Genomic DNA, 25,615 nt, shown 5'->3' with positions numbered 1-25,615 from the left:
ATTAAAAAAGGGCATAAGTGCTTATGCCCTCTTACCGGATGTTAACCAGCCGGGTAGGGCGATGGGCCGCCTTCGGCAATAAACTTATCCACTCGCTCTTCCAGTACCGCAAGAGGCACTGAGCCCATTTGCAGGATCATGTCGTGAAAGTTACGAATATCGAACTGCTCACCAAGGGCTTCTTCTGCTCGCGCGCGGTGGTCAACAATGGCCATCTGACCGAGATAGTAGGAGAGTGCCTGTCCAGGCCAGGCAATGTAGCGGTCGACTTCGGTGGTGATTTCATGAATCGACAGCGCGGTGTTCTCCTTCATAAAATCCTGCGCCTCTTTGCGGGTCCAGCCCTTGGCGTGGATACCGGTATCCACCACTAAACGAGCCGCTCGCCACATCTGGTAGCTGAGCATGCCAAATACCTCATAAGGGGTATGGTAAAGGCCCATTTCTTCACCTAATAACTCGCTGTACAGTGCCCAGCCTTCACCGAAAGCCGAGATATAGCTCTTACGGCGGAACTCTGGTATGGCGTCGTTTTCCAGCGAAAGGGGCATCTGGAACGCGTGGCCTGGTGCAGATTCATGTAGCGTAAGTGCCGGCAGTGAGTACAGAGGGCGGGAGGGCAGATCATAGGTATTTACCCAATAGGTGCCCGGGCCGCCACGGCCGGCGGTATAAAACGGCGCAATATCGTCGGGTACTTTAATGATGGCAAAGCGTTTGCGGGGCAGATGACCAAACCACTGGTCTGCGACGCCATCAAATTCCTTGGCAGTCCAGGCCGCGCGGTCGAGCAGTGCCTGTGGGGTATCAACATAAAATTGTTCGTCGGTACGCAGGAAGGTTAAAAAGGCCTGCAAGTCACCGTCAAAGCCTACCTCGGCCATTACCTCATGCATGCGCTGGCGGATCCTGGCGACCTCATTCAAACCAATCTGATGGATTTCCTCGGCGCTCAAATCCAGCGTGGTGTACTTTTTAATTTGCGCCTGATAATAGGCTTTGCCATCGGGCAGGTCATAACCGGCAATCGAAGGCTGAGCATTAGGAATGTAGTCTTCCTGTAAGAAGGTCAGCAATGTCTGGTGAGCCGGAATAACATAGTCGGCGATAGCGGCTTTGGCTTTGGCCTGCAGTTGCGCTTGTTTTTCCTCACTTAAGCGGGAAGGCATTTTCTTAAACGGCTTGAAATACATGTTATCCGCGCCTTTCGCCTCGATAACTGAAATCACTGAAGCATCGCGGCCCTGTAAGGAAATCTTCGGTAACGTGAACTTACGCGCCAGGCCAAGTTTCATATTGGCAATTTGCTGATCGAAATAGCGCGGCATGTCTTGCAGCCACTGAATGTAGTTCTCGAAATCCTGCTCGCTATGAAAGGTTTCACGGGTGATATAGGCCAGGTTGCTCCAGAACGCGGTATCACCGAGTAAAGGCTTTTCGTAGGTTTTAAACTGCTGGTCAGCAATCAGGTTTTCAATTTGCAGGCGATACACCGCGTAGTTGATTTGATTGGTTTCTGATAAGGCTGCTACGTCGATAGCGTCGAGCTGTGCCAGGGTCTCCTGCCACCGGGCAAGGCGTTTTTGTTGAGTAGGAATGCTAACATCCGGCAGGCTCGACGGCGCGCTGGTGGTATTGCTGTTCTCATCCGTGGCGTCTTTATTCTGGCGCCACGCCCACTCTGCCTCATACAGCGCTTCAAAGCGGCTGTCGGCGGTATTCTGAACCACACTGGTGGTAGCTGACGGCGAAGAAGTGGAAGAGCAAGCCGTTACACCGATGACTGAACACGCCACCATTATAGATAAAGCTACTATTTTTACTGGGTTGGGGGATTGAGCTGTGAGCACCAGAGTCTCCTGTTTTTGTTATATGCGGATATTATTCATTCTATCGTACCTTATTCATACTGCCTCAGTGAAATGCCCTGAGCGAGAGGAAACCGTCCGGTTGCCGGTCTGGGTAGACCAAATTCCCGGCGGCTGCCTGTCGCCGGTCCGGCCCATGAGTTATAGTGAGCGCTATCTGAAAGCCGGAATTTTTCACAGGAGTAAGGCATGCAAAAAGGTATAGGCGGGGCAAGCAAAACGTCGGCACTGGCGACACTGACCGACATGACAAAAGACACCCGCCCGGTAGATAAAGCCGAATACACCAGCCGTATCGACCAGGCGCAACACTATATGCGTGAGCATCAGATTGCGGCTATCTATCTTAATGCCGGCACTAACCTGAGTTATTTTACCGGCATGGACTGGTATGCCAGCGAACGCCTGGTAGGCGCTATTCTGCCCGCCAGTGGTGAGGTAGTTTATATTGCTCCTTTGTTTGAGATTGACTCGCTGTCGGAACGTCAGGTGATCGCCGGCGACATTGTGGGGTGGCAGGAGCATGAAAGCCCCTATGCGCTGGTCGCTGAAGTATTAAAACAAGCCGGTTTGAGCGGCGGCGATATTTTGGGTGTGGATGAAGCCACCGCGTTTTTTATCGTTGATGGTTTTAACAAAGCCATGCCGGATATTGAGATCATTAACGCCAGTGGCGTGACAGCCCATTGCCGTATGCATAAATCGGCCAGCGAGCTGGCGCTTATTCAGCGTGCCATGGACATGACACTGGCAGTCCATCAGGCAACCGCCAGTATCTTACATGAAGGGATCACCACCACTGAGGTAGAACAGTTTATTCATGAAGCGCATAAAAAAGTGGGCGCCAGTGGCTCATATTTTTGTATTGTGCTGTTTGGCAAAGCCACCTCTTTCCCCCATGGCGTAAAGGATCCGCAGGTATTAAAACCCGGCGATTTGGTGCTTATCGATACCGGTTGTAAGTTACATGGCTACCTGTCAGACATTACCCGCACCTATTCTTTTGGTGGGGCCAGCGAAAAACAGGCCCGTTTGTGGCAGGCCGAAAAAGATGCGCAACTGGCGGCTTTTGCTGCGGCGGCCAATGGCTCGCCCTGTGGCGACGTTGATGCCGCGGCCCGGGTTAGTCTGGAAAGCGCTGGCCTTGGACCTGATTACGATTTGCCGGGATTACCTCACCGCACCGGCCATGGCATTGGCATGGATATCCACGAGTGGCCTTATCTGGTTAAAGACAATCCGCAGCCATTAGCCCCGGGCATGTGCTTTAGCAATGAGCCAATGATAGTGGTGCCCGGCGAGTTCGGGATCCGTCTGGAAGACCATTTTTATATGGCAGAAGACGGCCCACGCTGGTTTACCCAACCGGCTCACTCCATCAATAACCCCTTTGGGCTATAACTGTAACAAAGTGTGGCAAAAGCTTGATATTGATTGCAAAGCCACCCAAGTTAAGTAATACACTCAAGGATTAGCAGTATACAGGGGCGGGAGGAATACCATGCGAAACTTGCTGGACAGCGTGCTTAAACCGGTCAGACGGGCGTCTGATACCGGCTCGGCACAATTTGCCGAATGGTTTATGCAGTCCCGCCACCGTTTTACCATTACCGGTTTAAGCCGTAGTGGTAAATCCATGCTGTTTACCAGTCTGATGACCATCTTAAAATACCGTAGTGAACAGCAGTATCAGTGCCTGCCATTGCTGCGTTACCTGCCCATGGATCTGGTGGAGAACATGTGGGTTGAGCCGCTGGGCGACCTGCCTGAATTCCCGGTAGAAGAGCACATGGCGGCGCTGGAACAAGGCGAATGGCCGCCGGCTACCGAATCGGTGGCTGGGTTTCAGTTAACCGTGCGGCTGCGCCAGACCCACGGCGTTAAAAAGTACCTGCTGCCGTTTACCGATATCGTATTTGAGTTTATTGATTATCCCGGCGAGTGGCTCACTGATTTACCCATGCTGGACAAATCCTTTACCCAATGGTCGGACTCCGCCTGGGCGCAGCAAATGAATGAGCCGCAGAATCAGTTTGCTAAAGGCTGGCATGAAGCGGTAAGCGGATTTGATTTTGAACAGCCGCCAACTCCTGATGCAATTAATTTGCTGGTCAGTAAGTACCGCGATTACCTGCTGGCTGCCAAAGCTCAGGGGATCTCCATGCTTCAACCGGGCAGTTTTCTTATCCCCGGCTCTGGCTTCGACTGGCAGGAATACGGCTTTACGCCCTTGCCGTCGCGGATCAGCAGCGATCTATCCAGCCCCTGGACCCAGCGCTTTACCCATCATTTTGATGTGTTCAAGAAGAACTGGCTGGCGGCATTAAAGCAAAGTACGTTTCGCGAGACAGACAAGCAGATCATACTGGTGGATTTGTTTGAAGGCTTGAACCACAGTAAGAGCCACCTGTATCAGCTGCGGGAAACCTTAAGTAATCTGGCGCAAACCTTTGTGTATGGCGATCCGGGCTGGGTGCAACGCCATCTGTTGCGCCAGCAAAAAATTGCCAAAGTAGCCTTTGTCGCCACCAAAAGCGATCTTATTCCAGCGGCCCAGAAAGACAACCTGCTGGCGCTGCTGAAAGACGTAACCCGGGGCGCAACGGCCCAGCTGGATAAAGACGAAATCCAGTTTGAACACTTTCTGGTGTCGGCTATTCAGGCCACCGATGCCGGTTCAAATGAGCAGGCTCTGCGCTACGTAAACAGCGAAGGGCGCTATATTGAAGCGACCTTCGAGCCGTTACCCGACTCGCTGAAAGCCATGCCTGCTGATGAACATTACCCGGCGTTACCGGCAGGTGTGCCTAAAGATCATCTGGCGCGTATTTTAAATGGCAATGGCCTGGACAGGCTGTTTCAGTATCTACTGGAGGACTAACCGTGAGCACCACAGAAAAAACGTATCGCTCCAAAGTCACACAAACGGAAATTGATATGCAACCGCCGGATCATGCCATGCCGGCCAAGCGGGAGGCTGAGCCGTTAACTGTTGTTGAACCTGCCAGGGGCTTTTCTGCCAAGTGGCTGGCGCTGCTTTCAGGTATCGGCTGCGTGGTGGGTTTCAGCTTATTTGAGGCGGTGACGTTTATTGAAAGTAACTTTGCTTCCTCGCCGGTAGCTACTTCGGTGCTGGCCGCAGTGTTGGGTATTTTTGTGCTGAGTGTATCCACCATGACCCTTGGCGAGGTGCGGGGCTATCGCAAAGTGACGCAGTTTATCCACCGCCGGCCAAAACTCTCGGAGTTGGCGCGCAACGACGCCAGGCAGGCAACGCTGGATGCACTACAGCTACATGCCAGCCAGTTTACCCGCCACAGTTATGCCGAACAATGCTACAAGCGTTTTACCGGCTTGTTAAAGGCCGACCACTCCAGTGCCGAAATTGTAGAAATGTACCGCCAATTTGTGGCACAGCCGGTGAAAGCAAAAGCCAGTGAAGTGGTGAAAAAGGAATCCATGGCCAGCGGCAGCATGGCGTTTATTAGCCCGAATCATCTAATTCAGTCGCTGATGATTTTATGGATCAGCATGCGCACCATCAAGCGGGTGGCCAGAGTGTACGGCCTGCGCCCGGCCACCGCCGGCAACTGGAAACTGATGAAAATCCTTGCCCAGAACCTGGCCGCGCAGAGCATTTTTGATTTAGCCACCGATGAGATGACCAATCAGCTCAGTGGCTCACTGGCCGCCAAGTTAATGGAAAACTCTGCCGAGGCCGTGGCTGCCGGCGCACTGAACGTTCGACTGGGTAAAACCCTGATGCGCTTACTGGAAGAAGAAAAGTAGCCATCGGTTTAGCGCGTAGTTTATCGGCAAAATTAGCGTACTGGGCGTTTACGCCGTTGTCTGGAAGGAACCAACACCCATTTTGTCATTCTAAAGACATGTTACTGAGGTAGCATAAAAAATAAAAATGGCCGTGCAAAACAAAGGAACATCATGATTACTCGACGACAGTTTACCGTCGCCTTAGGAACTCTGGCAGCTGCCGGTATGTCAGGCGGCCTTTTCCGCCAGCCTATGGCTGCAACCAATATTACTATGAAGACCAGTGCCGGTTATGGCCCGCTGATTGAAGATCCGAACGGCATACTGGCATTACCTGAAGGCTTTTCTTATCAGGTTTTATCCTCTTTCGGCGATAAGATGGATGATGGCTTGCAGGTCCCCGATCGCGCCGACGGGATGGGCTGTTTACCACTCGATGAAAACCGGGTTGCATTGATCCGTAACCACGAGTTACAGCCCAAGCATTTAGCTGAATTCGGGCCCGGCCAACCTGCGCCGTTCAAATCTGCCCTGGCTTACGATAACAATGAACGCAACGAAGCCTTGCCCGGCGGTACCACCACGCTTGTTTACAATACGAAGACCGGTATCAAAGAGCAGGAATACCTGAGTCTGGTAGGCACGGTACGAAATTGCTCTGGCGGTGTTACTCCCTGGGGGAGCTGGCTCACCTGTGAAGAAAGCGTGGATACACCCGCCGATGATGGCGATAAATACCATGGTTACGTGTTTGAAGTCCCTGCCACCGCAAACGAACTGGTGGAGGCTAAGCCGCTTAAGGCGTTAGGCCGGTTTAACCATGAAGCGGCCTGTGTTGACCCTGAAACCGGTATCGTCTATCTCACCGAAGACCGCGGCGATAGTTTACTGTATCGCTTAATTCCTAACGAATATGGCAATCTGGCCGCTGGTGGTAAATTGCAGGCGCTGGCGGTTAAAGGCTATCCGAAGTTTGATTCACGCAACTGGAGCAAACGGGAAATGCCCGTGGGCGAGTGGCTGAATACTACCTGGGTGGATATCGCTTCGCCCGACAGTGCCGAAGATGATTTGCGAAAGCAAGGGTATCAGGCCGGTGCCGCTTTATTTGCCCGCGGCGAAGGCATTCACTGGGCCGAAGACCGGTTGTATTTCTGCTGCACTAACGGCGGGCACAAAAAGCTGGGGCAGGTCATGGCTTACAAACCTTCTGCTTACGAGGGCAGCCCGGGAGAAAGTGATGCACCGGGTGCTTTGCAGCTATTTGTTGAAAGTGCTGACAGCCAACTGCTTAACTTCGGTGATAACCTTACGGTTACGCCCAATGGCCATTTGATTATTTGTGAAGATCAGTACACCGCCATTGTGGATAATCATTTAAGGGGGGTAACGCCAGCCGGTGAGATTTATCCTTTTGCACAACTGGCCCTGCAAACCGAACTGGCCGGTGCGTGTTTCTCACCTGCTGGCAAAACGCTGTTTGTAAACCTTTATTCTCCCACCAAAACCCTGGCGATTTCGGGCCCCTGGAATCACCTCAACGCTTAAGCGTTCAAAACGCGGCAGCCAACCCGGCTGCCGTGCTAAATCTGGAATAATTTTAGCCGGTTTATTAGGAATAATTAATATTTTATTCCTATCAATATCCTATTCCTGCGTAATAATTAATCACGTTTACGAATAATGATGCGCTGATTAACCGCCACATTGATATAAATAATTTTTTTGCTTTTAGCGGCCGTTCAAATTTTAAGCTCATGAATTTATATGGTTAAATTTTGTATTATTGGTTATTTTTTAATGAGTTTTCGACATGAACGGGATTCAGGACGGGGAGTTTTATATTAGAGCAGAATAAATAAAAGCTTTGAGCAGAAAATTATTCTTGATCTGAGATAAAATATTTCAAAAAATATGAATAATTAGAAAAAATTATTCTTGACGTGTGGTCGTGCTGTGGGTTAAATGTTGACCATAAATGGTAATTTAGCCGCACTAAAAACAGCAAAAGGGTCACACTCATGCATAAGGAACTCACGTCAATTAAGGCGAAATTTGCCGGGCAGTATCTGTCTGGTCAGATTCGCCAGGCAATTCGTCAATCCTGGAAAAATCGTTCAACCTCTACTGCTGCCGTTATGTTTGCCGGTGCAGTGGCTGCAGGTATTTGCGCACCCGTTCAGGCTCAGCAGATTACGGGGAGTATTAAAGGTACGGTTACAGCGCCTGGCGGTGATGTAGCTGTAAGTGGTGTTCAGGTTGTTGTTACCAGTGATGTGATGCCTAAGCCGCGTTCGGCAACTACCCGTCCGGACGGAACATTTACTCTGCCTTACCTGATCCCGGGCAATTACGATATTACTTTTACTTTTCCGGACGGCTCGGTACGTAAAACCAATACCACAGTACTGCTGGAGCAGGCGTCGGTGGTTAATCTAGCGTTTGAACCTGCGCAGACAGAGCGTATCGAAGTTTACGGTACGGCAATTATTACTGAAGGTGATTCATCGCTGACTAACTCGTTTGGCGAAGACGTTATCGCGAATATGCCAATCGGTCAGTCTTACCGTGACATGCTGAAAATTCTACCAGGTGTGGAATACAGTGAGAACGGTATCCTCGGCCCCGCAGCCGGTGGTTCTGGTGTTGATAATAGCTATGCTTTAGATGGTGTGGACTTGTCATTACCGATGTTCGGTAACTTATCATCTGAACCGGCCACTCACGATATTGCGTATGTTTCTGTTGATCGCGGTGGTGCTAAAGCGATTGGTTTTAACCGCTCCGGTGGTTTTGCAGTAAACTCGGCATCTAAATCAGGTACCAATGAATTCCACGCCAGCCTGGAGTATCGTCTGCAAAACTCTGGTTTTACGTCTACGCCTGTAGATGGTGTTATCAGTGATGTTGACCGCTCCTGGATTATTGGCTCAGTTAGTGGTCCCATCTTAAAAGACCAGTTATTCTTTTACGGTTCATACTTCCGTCCGGAAGTGACCGGTGAGAATAAAGTAACTGCTTATGGCCCGGCTAAACCTTATAAGAGTGTGCGGGATGAGTTTTTCGGTAAGGTAACCTGGGCGCCAACCGATGATATCCTGCTGAATATCAGTCAACGCGTGTCAGAGCGTGATGGCGAAGGTCAGTCAATCGGTGAATTCGAGACTGACAGCGTTTCTTACGGAAGCGACAATAAAACAACAATTACCGGTGTAGACGGTTCCTGGCTGCTTGGCGATACGTCCAGCCTGACCTTCAAATACGCGAAATATACTGAGGAAGGCAGCTCGACGCCAGACGTTATGCTGGATGTAGTACCGGTACTCGGTGAGTCGCTGGATATCAATAACCTGGTACAAATGGGTTACTTTGGCGTGCCTAGCGTTCGTGACTATCCGGATGGTGCAACCGCTGAAGAAATCGCTGCTATCGATGCCTTTAACGCTGGTGCAGCGCCGCTGGTTGCCCAGTATGGTTATGTGGGCGATGACGGTGAATTGCGTGGCGGTGGCGGCGTAGGGGCATACTCTACTATCAATAATCAGGATTTCGCCCGTGAGTCTTTCCAGGTCGGTTTCGATACTGAAATCTACACCGGTGACATGACTCACTTCCTGCACTTTGGTGCACGCTGGTCTGAACTGGAAGAAGATCTGTCACGCCTGTCTAATGGCTGGGGTTCTATCAGCTATATTGGTGGTCTTGGTGCTGATGGCGGTGATACGGATTTAACTAACGTATTTTACGAAGCGTCTATCCAGCAAATGAGTCTGGTCCAGGATGGTAGTGCAGTATCATCGATTACCTCCTATGCAGAGTCGATTGATTTTGAAATCAATGATGAAATCGAACACGGTGACTTTACCTATAATATCGGCGTCATGATCAGTCGCGATACCTTGTATGGTCAGGGCCTGCGTAAAAACAGTAGCAATATCTCAGGCTACGAGTTAGCGCCGGGTGAGAAATACGAAATGTACAAGACGGACTGGAAAGACATGATCCAGCCGCGTTTGGGCGTAACCTGGGAATACGAAGAATCGGCTACCGTGTTTGCTAACTATGCCAGCTACAACCCGAATGCCAGCTCACTGGCGCGGGCAGCTTCCTGGGACCGCAATACTCGTCGTACCTTGTTAGTACGTTTTGATGAGAATGGTGATTATGTGGATGCCGGTGGTGCACCTGGTTCGTCAGGTAAATTCTTCGCCGACAATATGCGTCCGCGTCGCATCGACGAATTTACTATTGGTACCACTAAAATGGTAACTAACGAGCTGTTTGTACGCTCGCACTTACGTTATCGCTACGGCAGTCACTTCTGGGAAGATATGCCTAACGGTGCTCGCTTGTACGGTGACTACGGTGATTTCGGTGGTGTACCGGCCAATATCGCTGAGAAAGGCCTGTACATTCCTAACCTCGACGCCATGCGCGAGGAAGTGGGTGGTTCGTCTTACGTCATTGCTGAAGTCGATGGCGGCCAGACCAAGTACTGGGAATGGAGTATCGAAGGTGAGTACCAGAATGATAAGTGGTATGTAAACGCTTCTTACGTTTGGAGCCACTACTACGGTAACTTCGACCAGGACAACACAACTGCCACTAACGATGCCAACACCTTTATCGGTTCATCTTACTACGGTGACGGCCGCGGCCGCATGGTATGGGATAACCGCTACGGTAATATGATTGGTGATAAGCCGCATAAAGTAAAAGTGATCAGTACCTATACTGCTGACTGGGAAGGTGTGTTTGGTGCGTACTTTGTGTTCCAGTCGGGTGAAGCCTGGACTGCGTGGGATGGTACCCCTTACGGTTATTCATCAGGTACCAGCCGTTTTGCTGAACCGGCAGGTGGTCGTCGTGGCGCTAGCCACTGGCAGGTGGATTTAAGCTATACGCAAAACTGGGAATTTGTTGAAGGTTACACCGCGCGTTTCCGTGCTGATATCTTCAACGTGTTCGACAAGCAAACTGGCTATAGCTACAACCCATATGTTGTGTCTGATCTGTTTGGTACGCCACGTCAATACTACAACCCACGCCGTGTCCAACTGGCTGTAGGCGTGAAGTTCTGATTTCCGTATAACCTCGTTGACTCACGACGGTTGAGCCACCTCTTTGAGGTGGCTTTTTTTATGAGTGCAGTTTATTTTGCCATGCAAAAAAAGTTCAGTTTATTACCGTCGAGGTCGCGTACGTAGGCACAATAGTAGGCATCCATGCGCACACCGGGCTCACCTTCTGTGGTGCCACCCAGCTCAAGGGCTTTGCTATAAAACGCATTTACCTGATCAGGATCAGTAGCTGCAATTGCCACCATGCTACCGTTACCTACGGTCGCTGGCTTTTCATCATAAGGGGTTGCGATGGCGAACATTGGCGCGGCAGGGTTATTGCCCCACGCAATCATGCGCGGCGCGTCTATAGCGCGTTGTGCGCCTGCCAGACTGAGCAGTTCGTCGTAAAAGGCAGCGGCCTTTTCAATATTGTTGGTACCAACGATAGTGTAAGCAATCATGTAAAATTCCTTGTTATTAACAGGCCCCATTGGCTTGTAAGCTAGTTTAGAGCAAGACCTCAGAGCACGGAATGAATATTTATCAGGCCTGATAAGGTCTTTGTTCTACAAGACATATGGGGCAAAACGAACTAATCTCAACAAATCGTCTGCCGACGGCTAACAAAACCCGGTCTGCTATAGCCTGACTGGTCAAATTCTGGTAGTCTAAATGGGAATGATTGTTATTTAAGTGGTGCGCGGTATGACCGCAGCACAGTTTTGGCCAGCAGGTGCCACTGATTAGGTGTTTTTAGTATGACGTTATGGGAATTAGGTAAGTCAAAGTCTGCCAAGGTGACTCAAATTGACGCCTCCCTCGATCAACAGATTATAGCCCGCCTTAGCGAAATGGGCCTGTCCACAGGCCGTGATGTCCAGTGTATCCGACGCGGTCCCTTAGGTGGGCCAATGGTCATGCAGTTAGGTGGAAGTGTTTTTGCCATGGAGCACGACCTGGCCACCCGTATTCATATTTCCCCCACTGACTGAAATATCCAGTTAGTCTAGATTCAGGACAGCCGTATTCATGCAACGCATTTTAATGGTAGGTAAACCCAACTGTGGTAAGAGTTTGCTGTTTAACCAGCTTACCGGGTTACGCCAGAAAGTCGCTAACTATCCAGGAATCACTGTCGAGATCACGCGTGGTAAGTGTGACAAGTTCGAGCTGGTAGATTTACCCGGCGCGTACTCGTTGAACGGTCTTACCCGCGATGAAGTGATCGCAGTCGATGAAATTAAACGCTCAGTTGCCGACGATGACACCTCGATGGTGCTGGTGGTGCTCGACGCCACACGTCTGGCGCAAAGCCTGGTGATGGGCCTGCAGGTACAGCGACTCGCTTTTGAGCATAACAAGCCGGTGATGTTTGCCCTGAACTTTATTGACGAAGTAAAGCGGGTTGGCGAGACCATCGATACCGACGGTTTATCAAAAGCGCTGGGCAGCCCGGTATTGGCGCTGTCGGCCCGTTCGTTAGACGGTTTACACGAGTTTAAGCAAAGCCTGCTCGGCATGGCTGGTGAGCCAGAGCGCTACGCTACAACCAACGGCACACCTCACGCAGAAGCCGCCGAGCGCAGTCAGGAACTGGCCCGGGATTTCGGCATTCAGCACGACATCGTGCTCAAAAACCAGAACCGCATCGATAACTTCATGCTTAACAACTGGACCGGCGGCCTTATCTTTATCGCGGTAATGTTTGTGCTGTTCCAGAGTATTTTTACCCTGGCTACGCCGTTAATGGACGGGGTAGAAAGCTTTATCGAAACCCTGGCCGGCGGTGTTGGCGCGGTGACTACAGAAGGCGTGGTTCACGATTTTATTAACGACGCCATCTTCGGAGGCTTCGGTTCCTTCCTGGTGTTTGTCCCGCAGATAATGGTGTTAACCCTGATCATTGGCCTGCTGGAAGACTCCGGCTATCTGGCCCGGGCGGCGTTAATGTGTCACCGGCCGCTCAGTTTCTTCGGCCTTTCCGGCCGCAGCTTTATTCCGTATTTATCCGGCCATGCCTGTGCTATTCCGGCCATCATGGCAGCGCGAACCATTGAGTCACCGCATAAACGCCTGATTACCATGCTGACTATTCCGCTGATGTCCTGCTCGGCACGCTTACCGGTATATGCTCTGTTGGTGGCAGTGCTGGTGCCTGCTAACGAGACTTTCCTGGGCATTTTCAACATGCAGGGCGCGGCCTTCTTTGGCCTGTATTTCTTTGGTATTTTCATGGCCCTGGTGGTCAGTCAGATCCTTAATCGCTTCTTACCCCGGGATCTGGAAAAAACCGATATGCCGTTCATTCTGGAGCTGCCAACGTACCGCTTGCCGCACTGGAAGCCACTGTTCCAACGCGTATTAAACAGCGGCATTATGTTTATTAAGCGCGCCGGTCCGATTATTTTTATGGTGTCTGTAGGCATCTGGATCCTGGGCTACTTCCCACTGAACTCCACACTGCAGGATTCCTGGTTAGGCCAGATTGGTCACTTTATTGAGCCGATCTTCACTCCCATGGGACTCGACTGGCGTTATGGTGTAGCCATACTGATGTCATTCCTTGCCCGTGAAGTCTTTGTTGGCGCGTTGGGTACTCTGTTTGGCCTTGAAGGCGCAGATGAAGATGTGGCTGGTCTTGCCGAGCGCGTACAGGCTGACGGTATGACAACCGAAGCCGGTCTCGGCCTTATGCTGTTCTACGTGGTCGCCTTGCAGTGTGTGGCAACGGTAGCCATGCTGAAAGGTGAAAGTGGCAGCAGCAAGCTCTCCTGGGGCTTATATGTGGCTTACGGGCTGCTGGCATATATCATTGCCGTTGCCGTCAATCAGGTTGGCGGTCTGCTTTAACAGACCGCTTAATACCTTAGCAGAACTACTGGCAATTCAGGCAACGAGCGTTCGCCAGATGCTTTATGGCTAACGCTTCTCCCTGTTTAGCTGCCCTGGCTATCCACTGTATGCCCGCTTGCGGTTGCTCAGTTATCCCTACGCCGTTAATCAGTGCCATGCCATAATGATACTGAGCAATCGGGTTACCTGCATCGGCAGCTTTAGCCAGCCACTGGGTTGATAATGCTGGTTGTGGCTCCCTGATGGTGCCTTGTTCGTAAAGCAGTGCTAAATAGATCATTGCCGAAGTCGAACCTCGCTGCGCACACTGGATGAAAAACTTTTCACTATCACTATGTAAGCCCCCTTTGTCGAGCAAGTAGGCGTTATAGCAGATCGTGCCAATACGCTGTGGAAAGCGGTCCATTTGTTCCTGATAGTAATGCCAGGAAAAATCCGTAGGATTTAACACGCCGCCATATTCGTCGATCTCGCCATCCAGAAATTGAGCTCCACTGTGCAGAGGCATGAAAATCATCAGCACCATGACGTAATTTAAGATTTTCATCATTTAGCCCCTTATTGCTGAACAGGATAGAACAGAAAATTGAGGATAAGTAACAACACCCAGAAGCCTGTTTCAATGGTTTCTGTAACAGGCTGAATACGCAGGACTGCGCCCCAGATGTGTACAATCACCATCAAGCCACAAAACAGTATAAAAAACTGCAGAATAAAGGGCGTCCCAAGATTATAAAGAGCCGCTTGCATAAACATAATATTGGTGACAATGGCAAAGGCTCCCAGACACCTTCCGAAGTATATGGTCAGGTGCGTGTCATCAGGGACCTTCCACAGTAAAAGCTTTGCCCACAGACAAGGCTTAAAAAAAAGCGGCAGGCTGAAAGCAAAAAACGTGATAAGCGTTATTACCAACAGGTAGGTTTGTGCGTGTTCTGACCAAATTCCAATCCATGACATTGTGATACCTTTTGTTGCTAGTTAATCGACCAGCTCATTGCACACTAAACGGCAAACGGGTATGCCAGAAAACGCAAAGTTATTCGCAAGAAATTTGCAAGATTGGAGTAAAAATGATGATAAAGGCTTATGCGGGAGGGCTAAATCGGTATCCCTGGCCGTGTACGGTTTCAATTACCGGTGGCAGCTTCTTTTCGGGATCGAGTTTTTTACGTAAGGTGATTATGTGTTGTTCCAGCGCGCGGCTATTAGGCATAAATTCCCGGCCCCATGCTGCATCATATAATTCTTGTTTAGTGATAACTTCGCAAGGGTGACTGGCAAAATGCCGAAGTAACTTTACGTCCCGGTCTGTTAGGTCGATGGCTAAGTCCTGCCTTAAAGCACGCAGTTGTTTCGGATAGATAGTCAGATCGCCCAACCTGAAACCGGTTTCCCGAGAAAGTGTTTGGCTTGCCTTTGCTGGTTGCTGGCGGCGCCAGAATAAAACGCCGCTTACTGATATCCCCAGTATCGCCAAAGCGGCTACGACCCAGGTACGATTTGGTACTTCAGTATCGGCAAGTGTGAGTTGCTGATTGAGCTCATCAGGTGAAACAGAAAGTACAGCGGCCAGTTGTTCGACATTAAGCAATGCGCAGATGATCTGCTGGGTCCGATAGCAATAAAATAATTCGGCGCCCGAAGCATCTGCCTTTTCTGCCCGCCAGGGACGGGCGAGTTCTGCAAGTGCTTTTAATCGCTTTTCGGCAGCAATAACAGGCTGATCCATTACATGGAGTACTTGTGCGGTAGCCGGGTAGCGCTGTTTACCATCAGCTTGCCAAATTATCGCGCTATTGATAACTGGCGAGGCAGAAATGTACAGTCTGGTACCTGCTACATCACTGCGCTCACTTAAGGTTGTGATATGCTGCAACTCACTTTGCAGGTATTCATTTATTTCGGTGTCGTTTGGGGATGCCAGAGCAAGCCGTGGTGCGATTTCCAGCATCGTCACAAAGATTACTAAAACGATATTAAATCGACTCATAAGCCTACTCAAAAAGCCAAAATCAGGCTGGTATCGGGTGCGTGTTTTATCCCGATCCCAAACTACTGTTTAAGGTTAAGGCTTTGCTTGTAAAAGGCCATCGCCGACTCGCGGTTATTGGCCTTTTCGTTTATTTCGGCCAGCAACAGTAAACCTTCCTGAGTGGGATTAAGTTTCATGGCTTTTTGCAGTGCTTTGTCGGCCAGCATATTGTCGCCGGCGTTATAAGCTACATGACCGAGCACCATATACAGCTCGTGATTCTCGTCGTCAGCCTTGATCCATTTTTCCAGCGCCTTAATGGCAGGTGCCGGATTAGGTAACTGTAAGCCTTTAAGCAGCGGTAACAGTTGTGGTTGGGGGCCGCGCTTTTGCCAGTCCAGTAATACGGTTTGGGCTTCCTGATGCATGCCCTGAGTAAGCAATTGCTCGGCGTAGGCTGCCTGGTAGCCAATATCATTGCGCTGCTTGCGTGGCAGGTTATCCCAGAACGATTTGAGGGCAATGGCCCCTTGTTTACTGGCCACTTCGGCCAGCCGGCCTTTGGCAATTTGCTTAGACCATTTGGCGTAGTCATCGCCGAGCACTTTTTTATAGCTGCCCAGCTCTTCTTCCAGTTGGGCCCACTGATTACACTCGGCCAGCGCCTGCACTTTTAACTTGATGGCTGGTGCAGTGGCCTGTTGTTTGTCGCTGAGCTGAGCCAGCTCTTTTAAGGCGTCGCCAGGCTGACCTTCGGCCAGCGCCATTCGCGCCAGTGTTACTCTGGCGGCCAGTGCCGAACTCTCATAATCAGCCGCTTCGTTTAGCTTGCGCTCGGCAGTGTCTTTACGGCCTCTGGCCACGGCAGCCTGCGCTGAAACCAGATAATTTACCCCTTCAAATTCGCCGTTCTCGGCCTGATCCGCCGCTTTAGTGGCGGCATCCCAGTCACCCTCTGCCAGGGCCTGAATACTGCGATAAAAGGCTTTTTGTGTTTTGCGCCGTGAACGGTTGCCAAACCAGCTGCCCGACAGTTTGGTTAGTCGCCAGGTACGGCTGAGTAAGGTTGAGATAATGATCCAGCCTACCAGGCCAATAAATATCATGATACCCAGGGCGACAACGCTGGTTTCTAAAACCAGGTTGCCCATCTGAATCATCACATAGCCTTTGTCACCCACTAATGACGGCGCTGCAATCATCGCGACCAGGCATATCGCCACGATGACTAAAATATAAATTAGCTTTTTCATAGTGCGCTGGCTCCTTCACCAAACACACGTTTTACCCGGCTATCGAGCAGCGACTCAAGCGCCGCCTGGGAGCTGAGCTCGGTGGGCACAGCTTTACTGATATCGGTGTTCTTCAGTTGGCTCAGGGCACTTTGAAAACCTGATACGTCGCTGTTTGACTGAATGTAGTCGTCGCTGATGATGGTAGCAGCGCGTTCAATCGACGCCTGATACAGCGCCTGTTCGCCGGCCAGAGCGGCGGCCTGCGCCTGTTGCAGGGCCAGCTTTATTTGCTCGCGTGACAGCCATTCCTGTTGAGCGGTCATCATGGGTTCAACCGGCTCGTCACGATATTCAACCCGAATAAAGTCATCCACCAGTGAGCGCCACACATTCAACAGGTTTTGCTTCCAGTCGCTGGCGGAGTCACTGACTTCGTCGCTGGTAAATTCATTGGCTTCTTTGGGGGTGATAATGGCCAGTTTATCAACCTGTTTAACCAGGCCGTCGAGGGCCAGCGCGACTGACACTTCCGATACCGGGTTGACCTGTTGAAGAGCCTGAATGTCCTGGGCGATTAAAGCTCTTACCGGCAGAACCGATGGATCAGCTAATGATTTTAAGCGCTGGTCGGCATTACCAAGCAGCATAATGGCAGTGCGCAGATCTTTTTCAAGCCACATTTTACGCCCGGCCATGCGCACCAGATAATCGGCTTCGGCTATTAGCCAGTCGGTGGGCCGGCGGCCATCTAATTCCTGAATCTGCGCCAGTGCGCCTTGTAGTTGATTTTCCAGTTGCTCTACAGTGGCCTGCTGAGCTGCTTCACCGTCCAGTACATCCTGGGTTGCCTCAGACTGGGCACTGATTTGTTGTTCCAGCGTTGCTGCACGGTTGGTCATCTGGCTGTGTTTCTGGCCAAGCTCAGTATTTAGCTCGCTACGCAGCGTGTCGAGTTTGGTTTGGGTAACGCTATGCTGATTGAAGTACCAGTATCCACCATAGGCCGCGCCACCAAGTAACAGCAGGTTTAGCAGAGTGACCAGCCACAGCAGGCCAGTTTTGGCTGTTTTGGGCGGTGCAGACTGAGCAGGTTTAGGGTTGTCTGGTGAGCTTTTGGGCGCAGCGGCTTTGGCCGAAGATTGTTTGGCGCTGGCTGTGTCGGGCAACTGCTTGGGTTGCTCTTGGTTTGGTTGCTGCTGATCAGCCATATATCACTCCCAATTCTGCTGAATCCATGTAATGAGCGCTTCGTTGCTGGCTTTAGGACAAACATCGGTTTGCCGGATGCCTTGTTGATGAAGCTGTTGCGCTATGCGCTCACTGACCGTCAACCATTTTACACCGGTTAGCGGCTGGGTATTAAATTGTTTTAATAGTGCCTGGGCCTGTTCGCTACTGGTGGCAATAATGCCTGTCAGTTGTGTCCAGTTACAGGTCCGGCTAAATACGGGGGGGATTAATGGCACTCTTTCATAAAGAACCACCTCGTTTAGCCTGGCACCGCGTAGGGTTAATTGTTCCGGGATTGTGGTGCGCCCGCCTTTACCCTTTAATAACAAAATGTGCCTATTGGCGCAATCATTGAGCAAAGGTAAAGCGAGTACGCCCTCTGAATTTTCGTTATCAGGGACGATCGGGTTTAAACCAGCGTGGGTAAGGATGTTAGCGGTACTCTGACCGACGGCAATCAGCGGCTGACTAACGATATCACCAGCCAGATTCGCCGCCAGCGGTGCGGCGGCCGCCGTACTGGTAACGATGACAATGGCATCCGGATGAGCTTTCAGCAAATCCTGTAAGCGGACAATACCAGCCGGGAGCTCTTTGGTTTGCTGTAAGGCAATCACACTGGCCGACAACCCGGCCTCGGTAAAAGCCGAGTCAGTGGTGGCTAATTTTGCCAGCGGCCGGGTGATTAGATACATAGCGGTTTACTGATGCAAAGCCTTTAAGATTTCACCGGCGCCCTGCTCCAGCAACGACTCAGCAACCTCTTTGCCTAGTGCAACGGCATTATCGCGGTGGCCTTGGGTACTCGCGTATAACAGAGTTTGACCATCCGCCGAGCCTACCATACCAGTAAGCGACAGCGTGTCATCCGCAAGGGTAGCAAAACTCCCGATAGGTACCTGACATCCGCCCTCAAGGCGTTCATTCATGGCGCGTTCTGCAATTACCCGAGAAGCGGTGTCGGCATCGTTAAGAGCAGCCAGTAACTCTATGAGCTCGGCATCGTCGTTGCGACATTCAATGCCAACAGCGCCCTGCCCCACTGCAGGTAACGACTGCTCCTGGGGAATAGGCTGGGTAATGCGGTTTTCCATACCCAGACGGATAAGACCGGCACAGGCCAGAATAATGGCATCGTAATCACCGGCGTCCAGTTTAGCCAGTCGCGTGTTTACGTTGCCGCGCAGGTCTTTAATAACCAAATCCGGGCGCAGGTGCTTTAACTGACACTGACGACGCAAGCTACTGGTACCTACGACGGCACCGGCTGGTAATTCGTCAATGTTGTTATAAGTATTGGATACAAAGGCATCGAACGGATTTTCCCGCGGGCAGATAGCATGCAGACCAAATTCTGCGGGAAATTCTACCGGCACATCTTTCATGGAGTGCACGGCGATATCAGCGCGCCCTTCCAGCATGGCAATTTCGAGCTCTTTAATAAACAGACCTTTACCGCCAATCTTTGCCAGTGGCGTATCAAGAATACGGTCGCCCTGGGTCGACATGGGAACCAGCTCCACCTTGCACTCGGGGTGATGCTTTAATAACTGTGCCTGAACATACTCGGCCTGCCACATGGCCAGGGCACTTTTACGGGTGGCAATTCGGATAGTGCGGGAAGACTTCAATGCAATATTCGCCTTTAAATTTGAATTCAATCATTACGCCTGCTCTGTTTCAGCGGCGCTAAAGCGCAAAGTGTAAACGATTTTGCAGACACAGGCGATGTTATACCGCCTGTATTTGATCTATGCCAAGCGCGCTTGCAGCCATTGACTGATGGCGTTTATTTCATCCATGTTGACGTTATGCTGCATGCGGTAGCTTTGCCAGCTGACATTGTACTGATTTGCTGTGAGCGTATCGTAGGCGGCTTTGCCCATTGCGATGGGGACCACGTCGTCCATTTCGCCATGGGCCATAAAGACCGGTGTTTGTTGATTGGCCGGATGGGCTTCGTTGGCCAGTAACTCCGGCTGGCACATGTAGGTTGAAAGTCCCATAATCCCGCACAGTGATTTGCTGAAGCGCGGGCCAAGATGCAGCGCAATGACGCCACCCTGAGAAAAACCAGCCAGGATGATTTTTTCTGGCGGAACGCCATTACTGATTTCTGCTTCGATTAGCTGCTCTACCTGTTCGGCCGATTCTCTGACCCCGGTGAGATCGGCGCGTTTATCGAAATCCATGGACTTAATGTCGTACCAGGCGCGCATTCGCATGCCGCCGTTGATAGTGACCGGGCGTTCTGGCGCGTGGGGGAACACAAAACGTACACCCAGGGCATCGGGTAATCTTAACTCCGGAACGATTGGCGCAAAACCATGGCCGGAATCGCCCAGCCCATGTAACCAGATAACGGTGGCTTTAATCTCTGAGACCGGATTGGTTTCGATGTAAGGTAGTGCACTGCTCATTGACCGATAGTTCCTTTTGCTATTGTTATCACAGATTAAAATTAACACTCACCGACCACAGGTACAATGGTCTGACCGGTATTGATGAATATTGTTGTTGCGGCGTTTATGTCGACGCCGAGTGTGCTACACTTTCGCCGTATAACATCATCATAAAAATGAAGCATAGAACACCATTATGACCACACAACTCGGCAATCTGTTTATTTTAGCGGCCCCGTCCGGTGCCGGTAAATCCAGTTTGATAAAAGCGCTATTGTCTAAAGCGCCGGATGTTAACTTTAATCCGAAGCAGGTGTCTGTGTCGCACACTACCCGGGCACCCCGCCCCGGCGAAGTGGATGGTGAGCATTATCATTTTGTCACCCGTGAGCAGTTTGAAGCGCTGATTGCCCAGCAGGCATTCTTCGAGTATGCCGAAGTATTCGGCAATTATTACGGCACGTCGCGTATTACCATCGAAAATACCCTGAGTCAGGGCATTGATGTGTTTTTGGATATCGACTGGCAGGGCGCCCGTCAGGTAAAGGCCCTGATGCCCGATACCTGTAGCATTTTTATTTTGCCACCGTCTACCGAAACGCTCCGCGAAAGGCTGGTTAACCGCGGCCAGGATGAGCAGAGCGTAATTGATAAGCGCATGGCAGAAGCGGTGTCAGAGATGTCGCATTTTGATGAATTTGATTATGTGCTGGTTAACGACGAGTTTTCTGAAACTTTGCAGGAGTTAAGCAGCATTGTTGAAGCCCAGCGTTTACGTACGGCTAAGCAAAAAGTACGTCACCAGGCGCTAATAGAGAGTTTATTAAGCGCTGAGTGATTTATTGCTACCCAATTAAGTATGGCTTGTTGTATACTACGCGGCCATTTTTTTAATATTTTTGTTCGAATCGGAGATTTTCATGGCTCGCGTAACAGTCGAAGATGCAGTAGAAAAAGTAGGTAACCGTTTTGATCTGGTATTGGTTGCTGCACGTCGTGCCCGCCAAATCGCCACTGAAGGCAAAGATCCAATGGTTGATGTAAGTAATGATAAGCCAACGGTTATCGCGCTGCGCGAAATCGAAAAAGGATTAGTGACTTCTGAAACCCTTGAGCAAGATGAGCTGCGTGACCAGCAGGATCAGGAACACGCTGAGTTTGCATCTGTTGCAAATATTCTGTCTGATCAGTAAATCGGGTAGTCCTCGGAAGCACAAATTGACAGCGCCAGTGTGTCTTTTATAAGAAACACTGGCGTTTTTCGTTGGAAACCGACGCGTTTCACCGTATTCTTGAAAAACGCTTGAAATTATTGGAAATACGCCACACACGTGTATCTGTTTGAAGGGTTAAAACAAAAGATCGCCGAATACCTGCCGCCAGAACGGGTTCAGCTCGTTCAGGAAGCTTTTGTATTGGCACATGAAGCCCATGATGGTCAGATGCGATCAAGTGGTGATCCGTACATCACCCACCCGGTTGCGGTAACCAGCATTCTGGCTGATATGCACCTCGATCATGAAACCCTCATGGCGGCGCTCCTGCACGACGTTATTGAAGATACCCACTACAGTCAGGAAGATCTGGCCGAAGCCTTTGGCGATACGGTGGCTGATTTGGTGGAAGGTGTCAGTAAGCTCGATAAGATTGCCTTTAGCAGTAAGCAGGAAGCCCAGGCCGAAAACTTTCGCAAAATGATGATGGCCATGGTGCAGGATATTCGCGTAATCCTGATAAAACTGGCCGACCGCACGCACAACATGCGTACCCTGGGCTCGTTACGCCCGGATAAGCGTCGTCGTATCGCGCTGGAAACCCTGGAAATCTATTCGCCTATTGCCCATCGTCTGGGTATTCACGATATTAAAAATGAACTGGAAGATCTTGGCTTCCAGGCCATGTACCCCATGCGTCATCGTGCCCTGAAGTCAGCGGTCAAACAAGCGCGGGGCAATCGTAAAGAAATCATCGAGAATATTCGTCAGGAACTGGGCACCCGCCTGGAAGGCTACAATATTGAAGCCACCGTGGTAGGCCGCGAAAAGCACCTCTATTCCATTTACCGCAAAATGAAGAACAAAGAGAAGATGTTCAACGAAGTCATGGACATCTACGCTTTTCGTATTGTGGTGAATTCGGTGGACGACTGCTATCGCTCACTTGGCGCTATGCACGGGTTGTACAAGCCCATTGAAACACGCTTTAAAGACTATATTGCGATTCCACGCACCAATGGCTATCAGTCGTTGCATACCTCGTTGGTGGGGCCTCACGGTATTCCGGTGGAAGTGCAGATCCGCACCCAGGCCATGGACCAAATGGCCGATAAAGGGGTTGCTGCCCACTGGATGTACAAAGAATCCAGTGATGGCACTACCGCCCAGCTGCGGGCCCGTAAATGGATGCAGTCGCTGCTGGAACTACAGCAAAGCGCCAGTTCGTCCTTTGAGTTTATCGAAAGCGTTAAGACCGACCTGTTCCCGGATGAGATTTACGTGTTCACCCCGGACGGGCGAATTATCGAGTTGCCTGCCGGCGCTACGGCTGTGGATTTTGCCTATGCGGTGCATTCTGATATTGGTAATACCTGCGTAGGTGTGCGGGTAGAGCGCCGCAATTACAGTTTAAGCAAGCCGCTGCAAAATGGTCAGACGGTGGAAATCATTACCTCACCACGAGCTAAGCCAAATGCTAACTGGCTGAACTTTGTGGTCAGTGCCAGAGCGCGTACGCGCATTCGCCAATACCTGCGCAAACAGCGTTCTCAGGAAGCCCTGACCATGGGTAACCGCCTGTTACGCCACGCCCTGGGCGCGGTAAAACTGGACGATATCAGCCAGGAGTCGGTAGACCGCGTGGTCGCAGAAACCAAGCACGAATCCTTTGAGGACTTGCTGGTGGATATTGGCCTGGGTAATGAGTTAAGCGCTATTGTGGCTCGTCGTCTGTTGGGCGAGAACGAAGATATTCCGGACAAGAAAGGCAATGTGGCCATCCGTGGTACGGAAGGCCTGCTGGTAACCTACGCGCGATGCTGTCACCCCATCCCGGATGATGAAATCGTTTCGGTGCTGAGCCCGGGTAAAGGCATGACCATTCACCAGAATGGTTGCCCGAATATCCGTAAGCTGGCTAAAGAAGAGCCCCAGCGGGTACTGCAAATGACCTGGGATGAAGAGCCTCAGGGCGAGTTTAAAGCGTCATTACGTATTGAGCTGTTTAATCATCAGGGTACACTGGCTACACTGACCAATAACATTGCCTCGTGCGATTCAAACATCATTGGGCTGCAAACCGAGGAAAAAGAAAGCAATATCTACTTTGTAGATCTTGAATTAACCACTTATAACCGCGTACATCTGGCCAACGTCATGCGTAAAATTCGCATCATGCCGGAGGTACAACGGGTTTCGCGACACAGCCAGTCGCGACATCATTAATTGAGAAGGACTCATCATGGCAAAGTCGATTATTCAAACTGATAACGCGCCAGCCGCGATTGGTACATACAGCCAGGCTGTTAAAGCCGGCACTACGGTGTACCTGTCTGGTCAGATCCCATTAGTACCAGCCACTATGGAACTGGTATCCCAGGATTTTGCCGAGCAGGCCACTCAGGTGTTCGAAAACATCAAAGCCGTATGTGAAGCCGCTGGCGGTACTACAAATGATCTGGTGAAAGTAAACATTTACTTACTTGACCTTGGCCATTTCGCCACCGTAAACGAAATTATGTCTAAGTACTTTGCCAAGCCTTATCCTGCGCGCGCAGCAATTGGCATTAAAGAGTTACCTAAAGGCGCTCAAATTGAAATCGACGGCGTGATGGAACTGCCGGAGTGATAGCCGTCAGCAGTCATTGATAGATTAGATAAAATTGTACTGAAAGAAATAGGCCCGCTTGCGGGTCTTTTTTGTTTCTGATGCTTAATTAATGAGAACAATGATGCGACAAAAATTTTTTTTTATCCTGCTGTGTATAGTGCTGCCACTGAGTGTTTCTGCCAAACAGTTAGCGCCTGAGGCTAACGCCGTCACCCCGCTGCTAAATGGTATGAAAGTACCAGCCGTGACCCTGCAATTTCCTGATGGTAGCCCGGTAAGTCTGAATGCGCTGACCATGAATAAACCCGCCATCATTCTGTTTTATCGCGGCGGCTGGTGCCCATATTGCAATCGTCAGTTTGGTGAGCTACAGACCATTGAAGACCAATTACTCGATTTAGGTTACCAAATCCTCGCGATTTCACCGCAAACACCGGCAGCGCTGCAATCTCAGGAACTCGAAACCGAAATGAAAGTCCAGCAGTTGTCAGACGTTAAACTGGATGCCTTGCGCGAATTTGGCATTGGCTTTTACGTGGATGATGCCACAGCGAAAAAGTACGACGACTATAATATCGCACTGACCAAAGACAACACCGGCACGCCGGTATTACCGGCACCAGGTATATTCATAGTAAATCAACAGGGGCTTATCGAGTTCAGTTATGTAAACCCTGACTTTAAAGTGCGCCCTTCGGCTAAACTGATTTTATCAGTGGCTGAAGTTCTCGCCAGCGAGCGTTAATCTGCGTAACCAATATCATGGCGCTGCATGTAGTCGAGCAGCGCCAGTGATTCGTGATCACCACTGTTCTTCAGTCCCTCACAAACCCCGGCCATATCGACGGCTTTTTTGTGCTGACCGAGTTTGCGTACGCCCTGCAAGCTGTCTACTTTGATCTCTATTCCGACAATGCCGCGGATCAGTTTTTGCTGATATTCGACTAGTGATGTACCGAGCATGTCAGGGTTGTAATCCGGCTCAAAGGCCTGCATGAGCTCGTTGAGGGCTGCGGGTAATGCCTCATCATCCATTACGCTTACTGTGCCTTTGGCGTGCACCGCAACATAATTCCAGGTGGGGACATTGGGTTTGCTGGCGTACCATTTTGGCGAGATATAGGCGTGCGGGCCACTAAACACGGCAACTACCGGAGTGCTATCCAACGTCTTCCAGTGCGGGTTGGCGCGCGCCATATGGCCAGTCAAAACAAGGCTGTCGCCTGCTTGCCTTACCAGTAACGGCACATGGGTTGTCTGCAGGTCGGGTGTGGTTAACAGGGCAAAAGGATGCGTTTTAATAAAGGCTAACTGGGCTTCGGTATCGGTAAAAGAAAAAGCCGACGGGACAAACATAAAGACTCTCAGATATCAGGGTTAGCCTTTGATAATA

General features: G+C 50.6%; 23 protein-coding genes. 12 read left to right on the top strand and 11 right to left on the bottom strand.

All coding sequences use genetic code 11. The features are described 5' to 3' along the window. Positions 1-41: 41 nt before the first annotated feature. Complete coding sequence (locus tag D9T21_RS00170; RefSeq protein ID WP_123323180.1) at positions 42-1,799, bottom strand: DUF885 domain-containing protein; 1,758 nt, start codon at positions 1,797-1,799, stop codon at positions 42-44. Positions 1,800-2,057: 258 nt separating this feature from the next. Between D9T21_RS00170 and D9T21_RS00165 the strand changes: the two genes are divergently transcribed. The 5 genes from D9T21_RS00165 (at position 2,058) to D9T21_RS00145 (ending at position 10,720) form a co-directional block, all read left to right on the top strand. Then, complete coding sequence (locus D9T21_RS00165; RefSeq protein WP_123323179.1) at positions 2,058-3,269, top strand: M24 family metallopeptidase; 1,212 nt, start codon at positions 2,058-2,060, stop codon at positions 3,267-3,269. A gap of 100 nt (positions 3,270-3,369) precedes the next feature. Continuing rightward, the gene (locus D9T21_RS00160) at positions 3,370-4,749 is read left to right on the top strand and encodes a YcjX family protein (protein WP_123323178.1); all 1,380 of its coding nucleotides are present in this window, start codon (positions 3,370-3,372) and stop codon (positions 4,747-4,749) included. Positions 4,750-4,751: 2 nt separating this feature from the next. Beyond that, positions 4,752-5,657 (top strand): YcjF family protein, encoded by a 906-nt coding sequence (locus D9T21_RS00155; protein WP_123323177.1) that lies wholly within the window; start codon positions 4,752-4,754, stop codon positions 5,655-5,657. Positions 5,658-5,810: 153 nt separating this feature from the next. Further along, positions 5,811-7,187 carry an alkaline phosphatase PhoX gene (locus D9T21_RS00150; RefSeq protein WP_123323176.1) on the top strand — a complete coding sequence of 459 codons (1,377 nt, stop codon included), beginning with the start codon at positions 5,811-5,813 and terminating at the stop codon, positions 7,185-7,187. A 473-nt stretch (positions 7,188-7,660) separates the two neighbouring features. Beyond that, positions 7,661-10,720, top strand: a complete 3,060-nt coding sequence (locus D9T21_RS00145) for a TonB-dependent receptor (RefSeq protein WP_123323175.1) — start codon at positions 7,661-7,663, stop codon at positions 10,718-10,720. Between the two features lie 71 nt (positions 10,721-10,791). Here the strand turns inward: D9T21_RS00145 and D9T21_RS00140 are convergent, their stop codons facing one another. After that, a complete protein-coding gene (locus tag D9T21_RS00140; protein ID WP_123323174.1) occupies positions 10,792-11,163 on the bottom strand; it encodes a VOC family protein in 372 nt (123 codons plus the stop codon). A gap of 297 nt (positions 11,164-11,460) precedes the next feature. Here D9T21_RS00140 and D9T21_RS00135 point away from each other — a divergent pair, with 297 nt between their 5' ends. Together D9T21_RS00135 and feoB are read left to right on the top strand one after the other, a co-directional pair. Beyond that, positions 11,461-11,694 (top strand): FeoA family protein, encoded by a 234-nt coding sequence (locus tag D9T21_RS00135; protein WP_123323173.1) that lies wholly within the window; start codon positions 11,461-11,463, stop codon positions 11,692-11,694. 37 nt (positions 11,695-11,731) lie between these two features. Then, positions 11,732-13,552 carry a ferrous iron transporter B gene (feoB, locus tag D9T21_RS00130; protein ID WP_123323172.1) on the top strand — a complete coding sequence of 607 codons (1,821 nt, stop codon included), beginning with the start codon at positions 11,732-11,734 and terminating at the stop codon, positions 13,550-13,552. Between the two features lie 25 nt (positions 13,553-13,577). On the opposite strand, the gene D9T21_RS00125 is transcribed toward feoB, so the two are convergent. The 8 genes from D9T21_RS00125 to D9T21_RS00090 form a co-directional block, all read right to left on the bottom strand. Continuing rightward, complete coding sequence (locus D9T21_RS00125; RefSeq protein WP_123323171.1) at positions 13,578-14,105, bottom strand: tetratricopeptide repeat protein; 528 nt, start codon at positions 14,103-14,105, stop codon at positions 13,578-13,580. Between the two features lie 8 nt (positions 14,106-14,113). Continuing rightward, complete coding sequence (locus D9T21_RS00120) at positions 14,114-14,515, bottom strand: hypothetical protein (RefSeq protein WP_123323170.1); 402 nt, start codon at positions 14,513-14,515, stop codon at positions 14,114-14,116. 127 nt (positions 14,516-14,642) lie between these two features. Further along, positions 14,643-15,548: a winged helix-turn-helix domain-containing protein gene (locus D9T21_RS00115; protein ID WP_123323169.1), complete on the bottom strand. Its 906-nt coding sequence runs from the start codon at positions 15,546-15,548 to the stop codon at positions 14,643-14,645. 62 nt (positions 15,549-15,610) lie between these two features. Beyond that, a complete protein-coding gene (locus D9T21_RS00110; protein ID WP_123323168.1) occupies positions 15,611-16,783 on the bottom strand; it encodes a heme biosynthesis HemY N-terminal domain-containing protein in 1,173 nt (390 codons plus the stop codon). Next, a complete protein-coding gene (locus D9T21_RS00105) occupies positions 16,780-17,973 on the bottom strand; it encodes a uroporphyrinogen-III C-methyltransferase (protein ID WP_123323167.1) in 1,194 nt (397 codons plus the stop codon). Before D9T21_RS00105 ends, D9T21_RS00110 begins: the two co-directional genes overlap by 4 nt. Before the next feature lie 3 nt (positions 17,974-17,976). Continuing rightward, positions 17,977-18,690 (bottom strand): uroporphyrinogen-III synthase, encoded by a 714-nt coding sequence (locus D9T21_RS00100; protein ID WP_123323166.1) that lies wholly within the window; start codon positions 18,688-18,690, stop codon positions 17,977-17,979. A gap of 6 nt (positions 18,691-18,696) precedes the next feature. Continuing rightward, the gene (gene hemC / locus D9T21_RS00095; RefSeq protein WP_377908162.1) at positions 18,697-19,626 is read right to left on the bottom strand and encodes a hydroxymethylbilane synthase; all 930 of its coding nucleotides are present in this window, start codon (positions 19,624-19,626) and stop codon (positions 18,697-18,699) included. Between the two features lie 120 nt (positions 19,627-19,746). Further along, positions 19,747-20,415, bottom strand: coding sequence for an alpha/beta hydrolase (locus D9T21_RS00090; RefSeq protein ID WP_123323165.1), 669 nt, complete (start codon positions 20,413-20,415; stop codon positions 19,747-19,749). A gap of 178 nt (positions 20,416-20,593) precedes the next feature. On the opposite strand from D9T21_RS00090, the gene gmk reads away from it, so the two are divergent. The 5 genes from gmk (at position 20,594) to D9T21_RS00065 (ending at position 24,967) form a co-directional block, all read left to right on the top strand. Then, entirely contained in the window at positions 20,594-21,235 is a 642-nt protein-coding gene (gene gmk, locus D9T21_RS00085; protein WP_123323164.1) for a guanylate kinase, read from the top strand. Between the two features lie 82 nt (positions 21,236-21,317). Beyond that, on the top strand, positions 21,318-21,590 hold the full coding sequence (gene rpoZ / locus D9T21_RS00080) for a DNA-directed RNA polymerase subunit omega (RefSeq protein ID WP_123323163.1): 273 nt from the start codon (positions 21,318-21,320) through the stop codon (positions 21,588-21,590). A 138-nt stretch (positions 21,591-21,728) separates the two neighbouring features. Next, entirely contained in the window at positions 21,729-23,837 is a 2,109-nt protein-coding gene (spoT, locus tag D9T21_RS00075; RefSeq protein WP_105934218.1) for a bifunctional GTP diphosphokinase/guanosine-3',5'-bis pyrophosphate 3'-pyrophosphohydrolase, read from the top strand. A 16-nt stretch (positions 23,838-23,853) separates the two neighbouring features. After that, on the top strand, positions 23,854-24,240 hold the full coding sequence (locus D9T21_RS00070; RefSeq protein ID WP_105934219.1) for a RidA family protein: 387 nt from the start codon (positions 23,854-23,856) through the stop codon (positions 24,238-24,240). A gap of 103 nt (positions 24,241-24,343) precedes the next feature. Continuing rightward, positions 24,344-24,967 carry a peroxiredoxin-like family protein gene (locus D9T21_RS00065; RefSeq protein ID WP_241155586.1) on the top strand — a complete coding sequence of 208 codons (624 nt, stop codon included), beginning with the start codon at positions 24,344-24,346 and terminating at the stop codon, positions 24,965-24,967. Here D9T21_RS00065 and D9T21_RS00060 read toward each other — a convergent pair. Next, positions 24,964-25,578 (bottom strand): FMN-binding negative transcriptional regulator, encoded by a 615-nt coding sequence (locus tag D9T21_RS00060; protein WP_123323161.1) that lies wholly within the window; start codon positions 25,576-25,578, stop codon positions 24,964-24,966. The two genes, D9T21_RS00065 and D9T21_RS00060, sit on opposite strands and share 4 nt — an antisense overlap. Between the last annotated feature and the right edge of the window lie 37 nt (positions 25,579-25,615).

This window comes from Marisediminitalea oceani, assembly GCF_003731635.1.
Classification (GTDB): domain Bacteria; phylum Pseudomonadota; class Gammaproteobacteria; order Enterobacterales; family Alteromonadaceae; genus Alteromonas; species Alteromonas oceani.
This window is presented reverse-complemented; position numbering and strand designations above follow the sequence as displayed.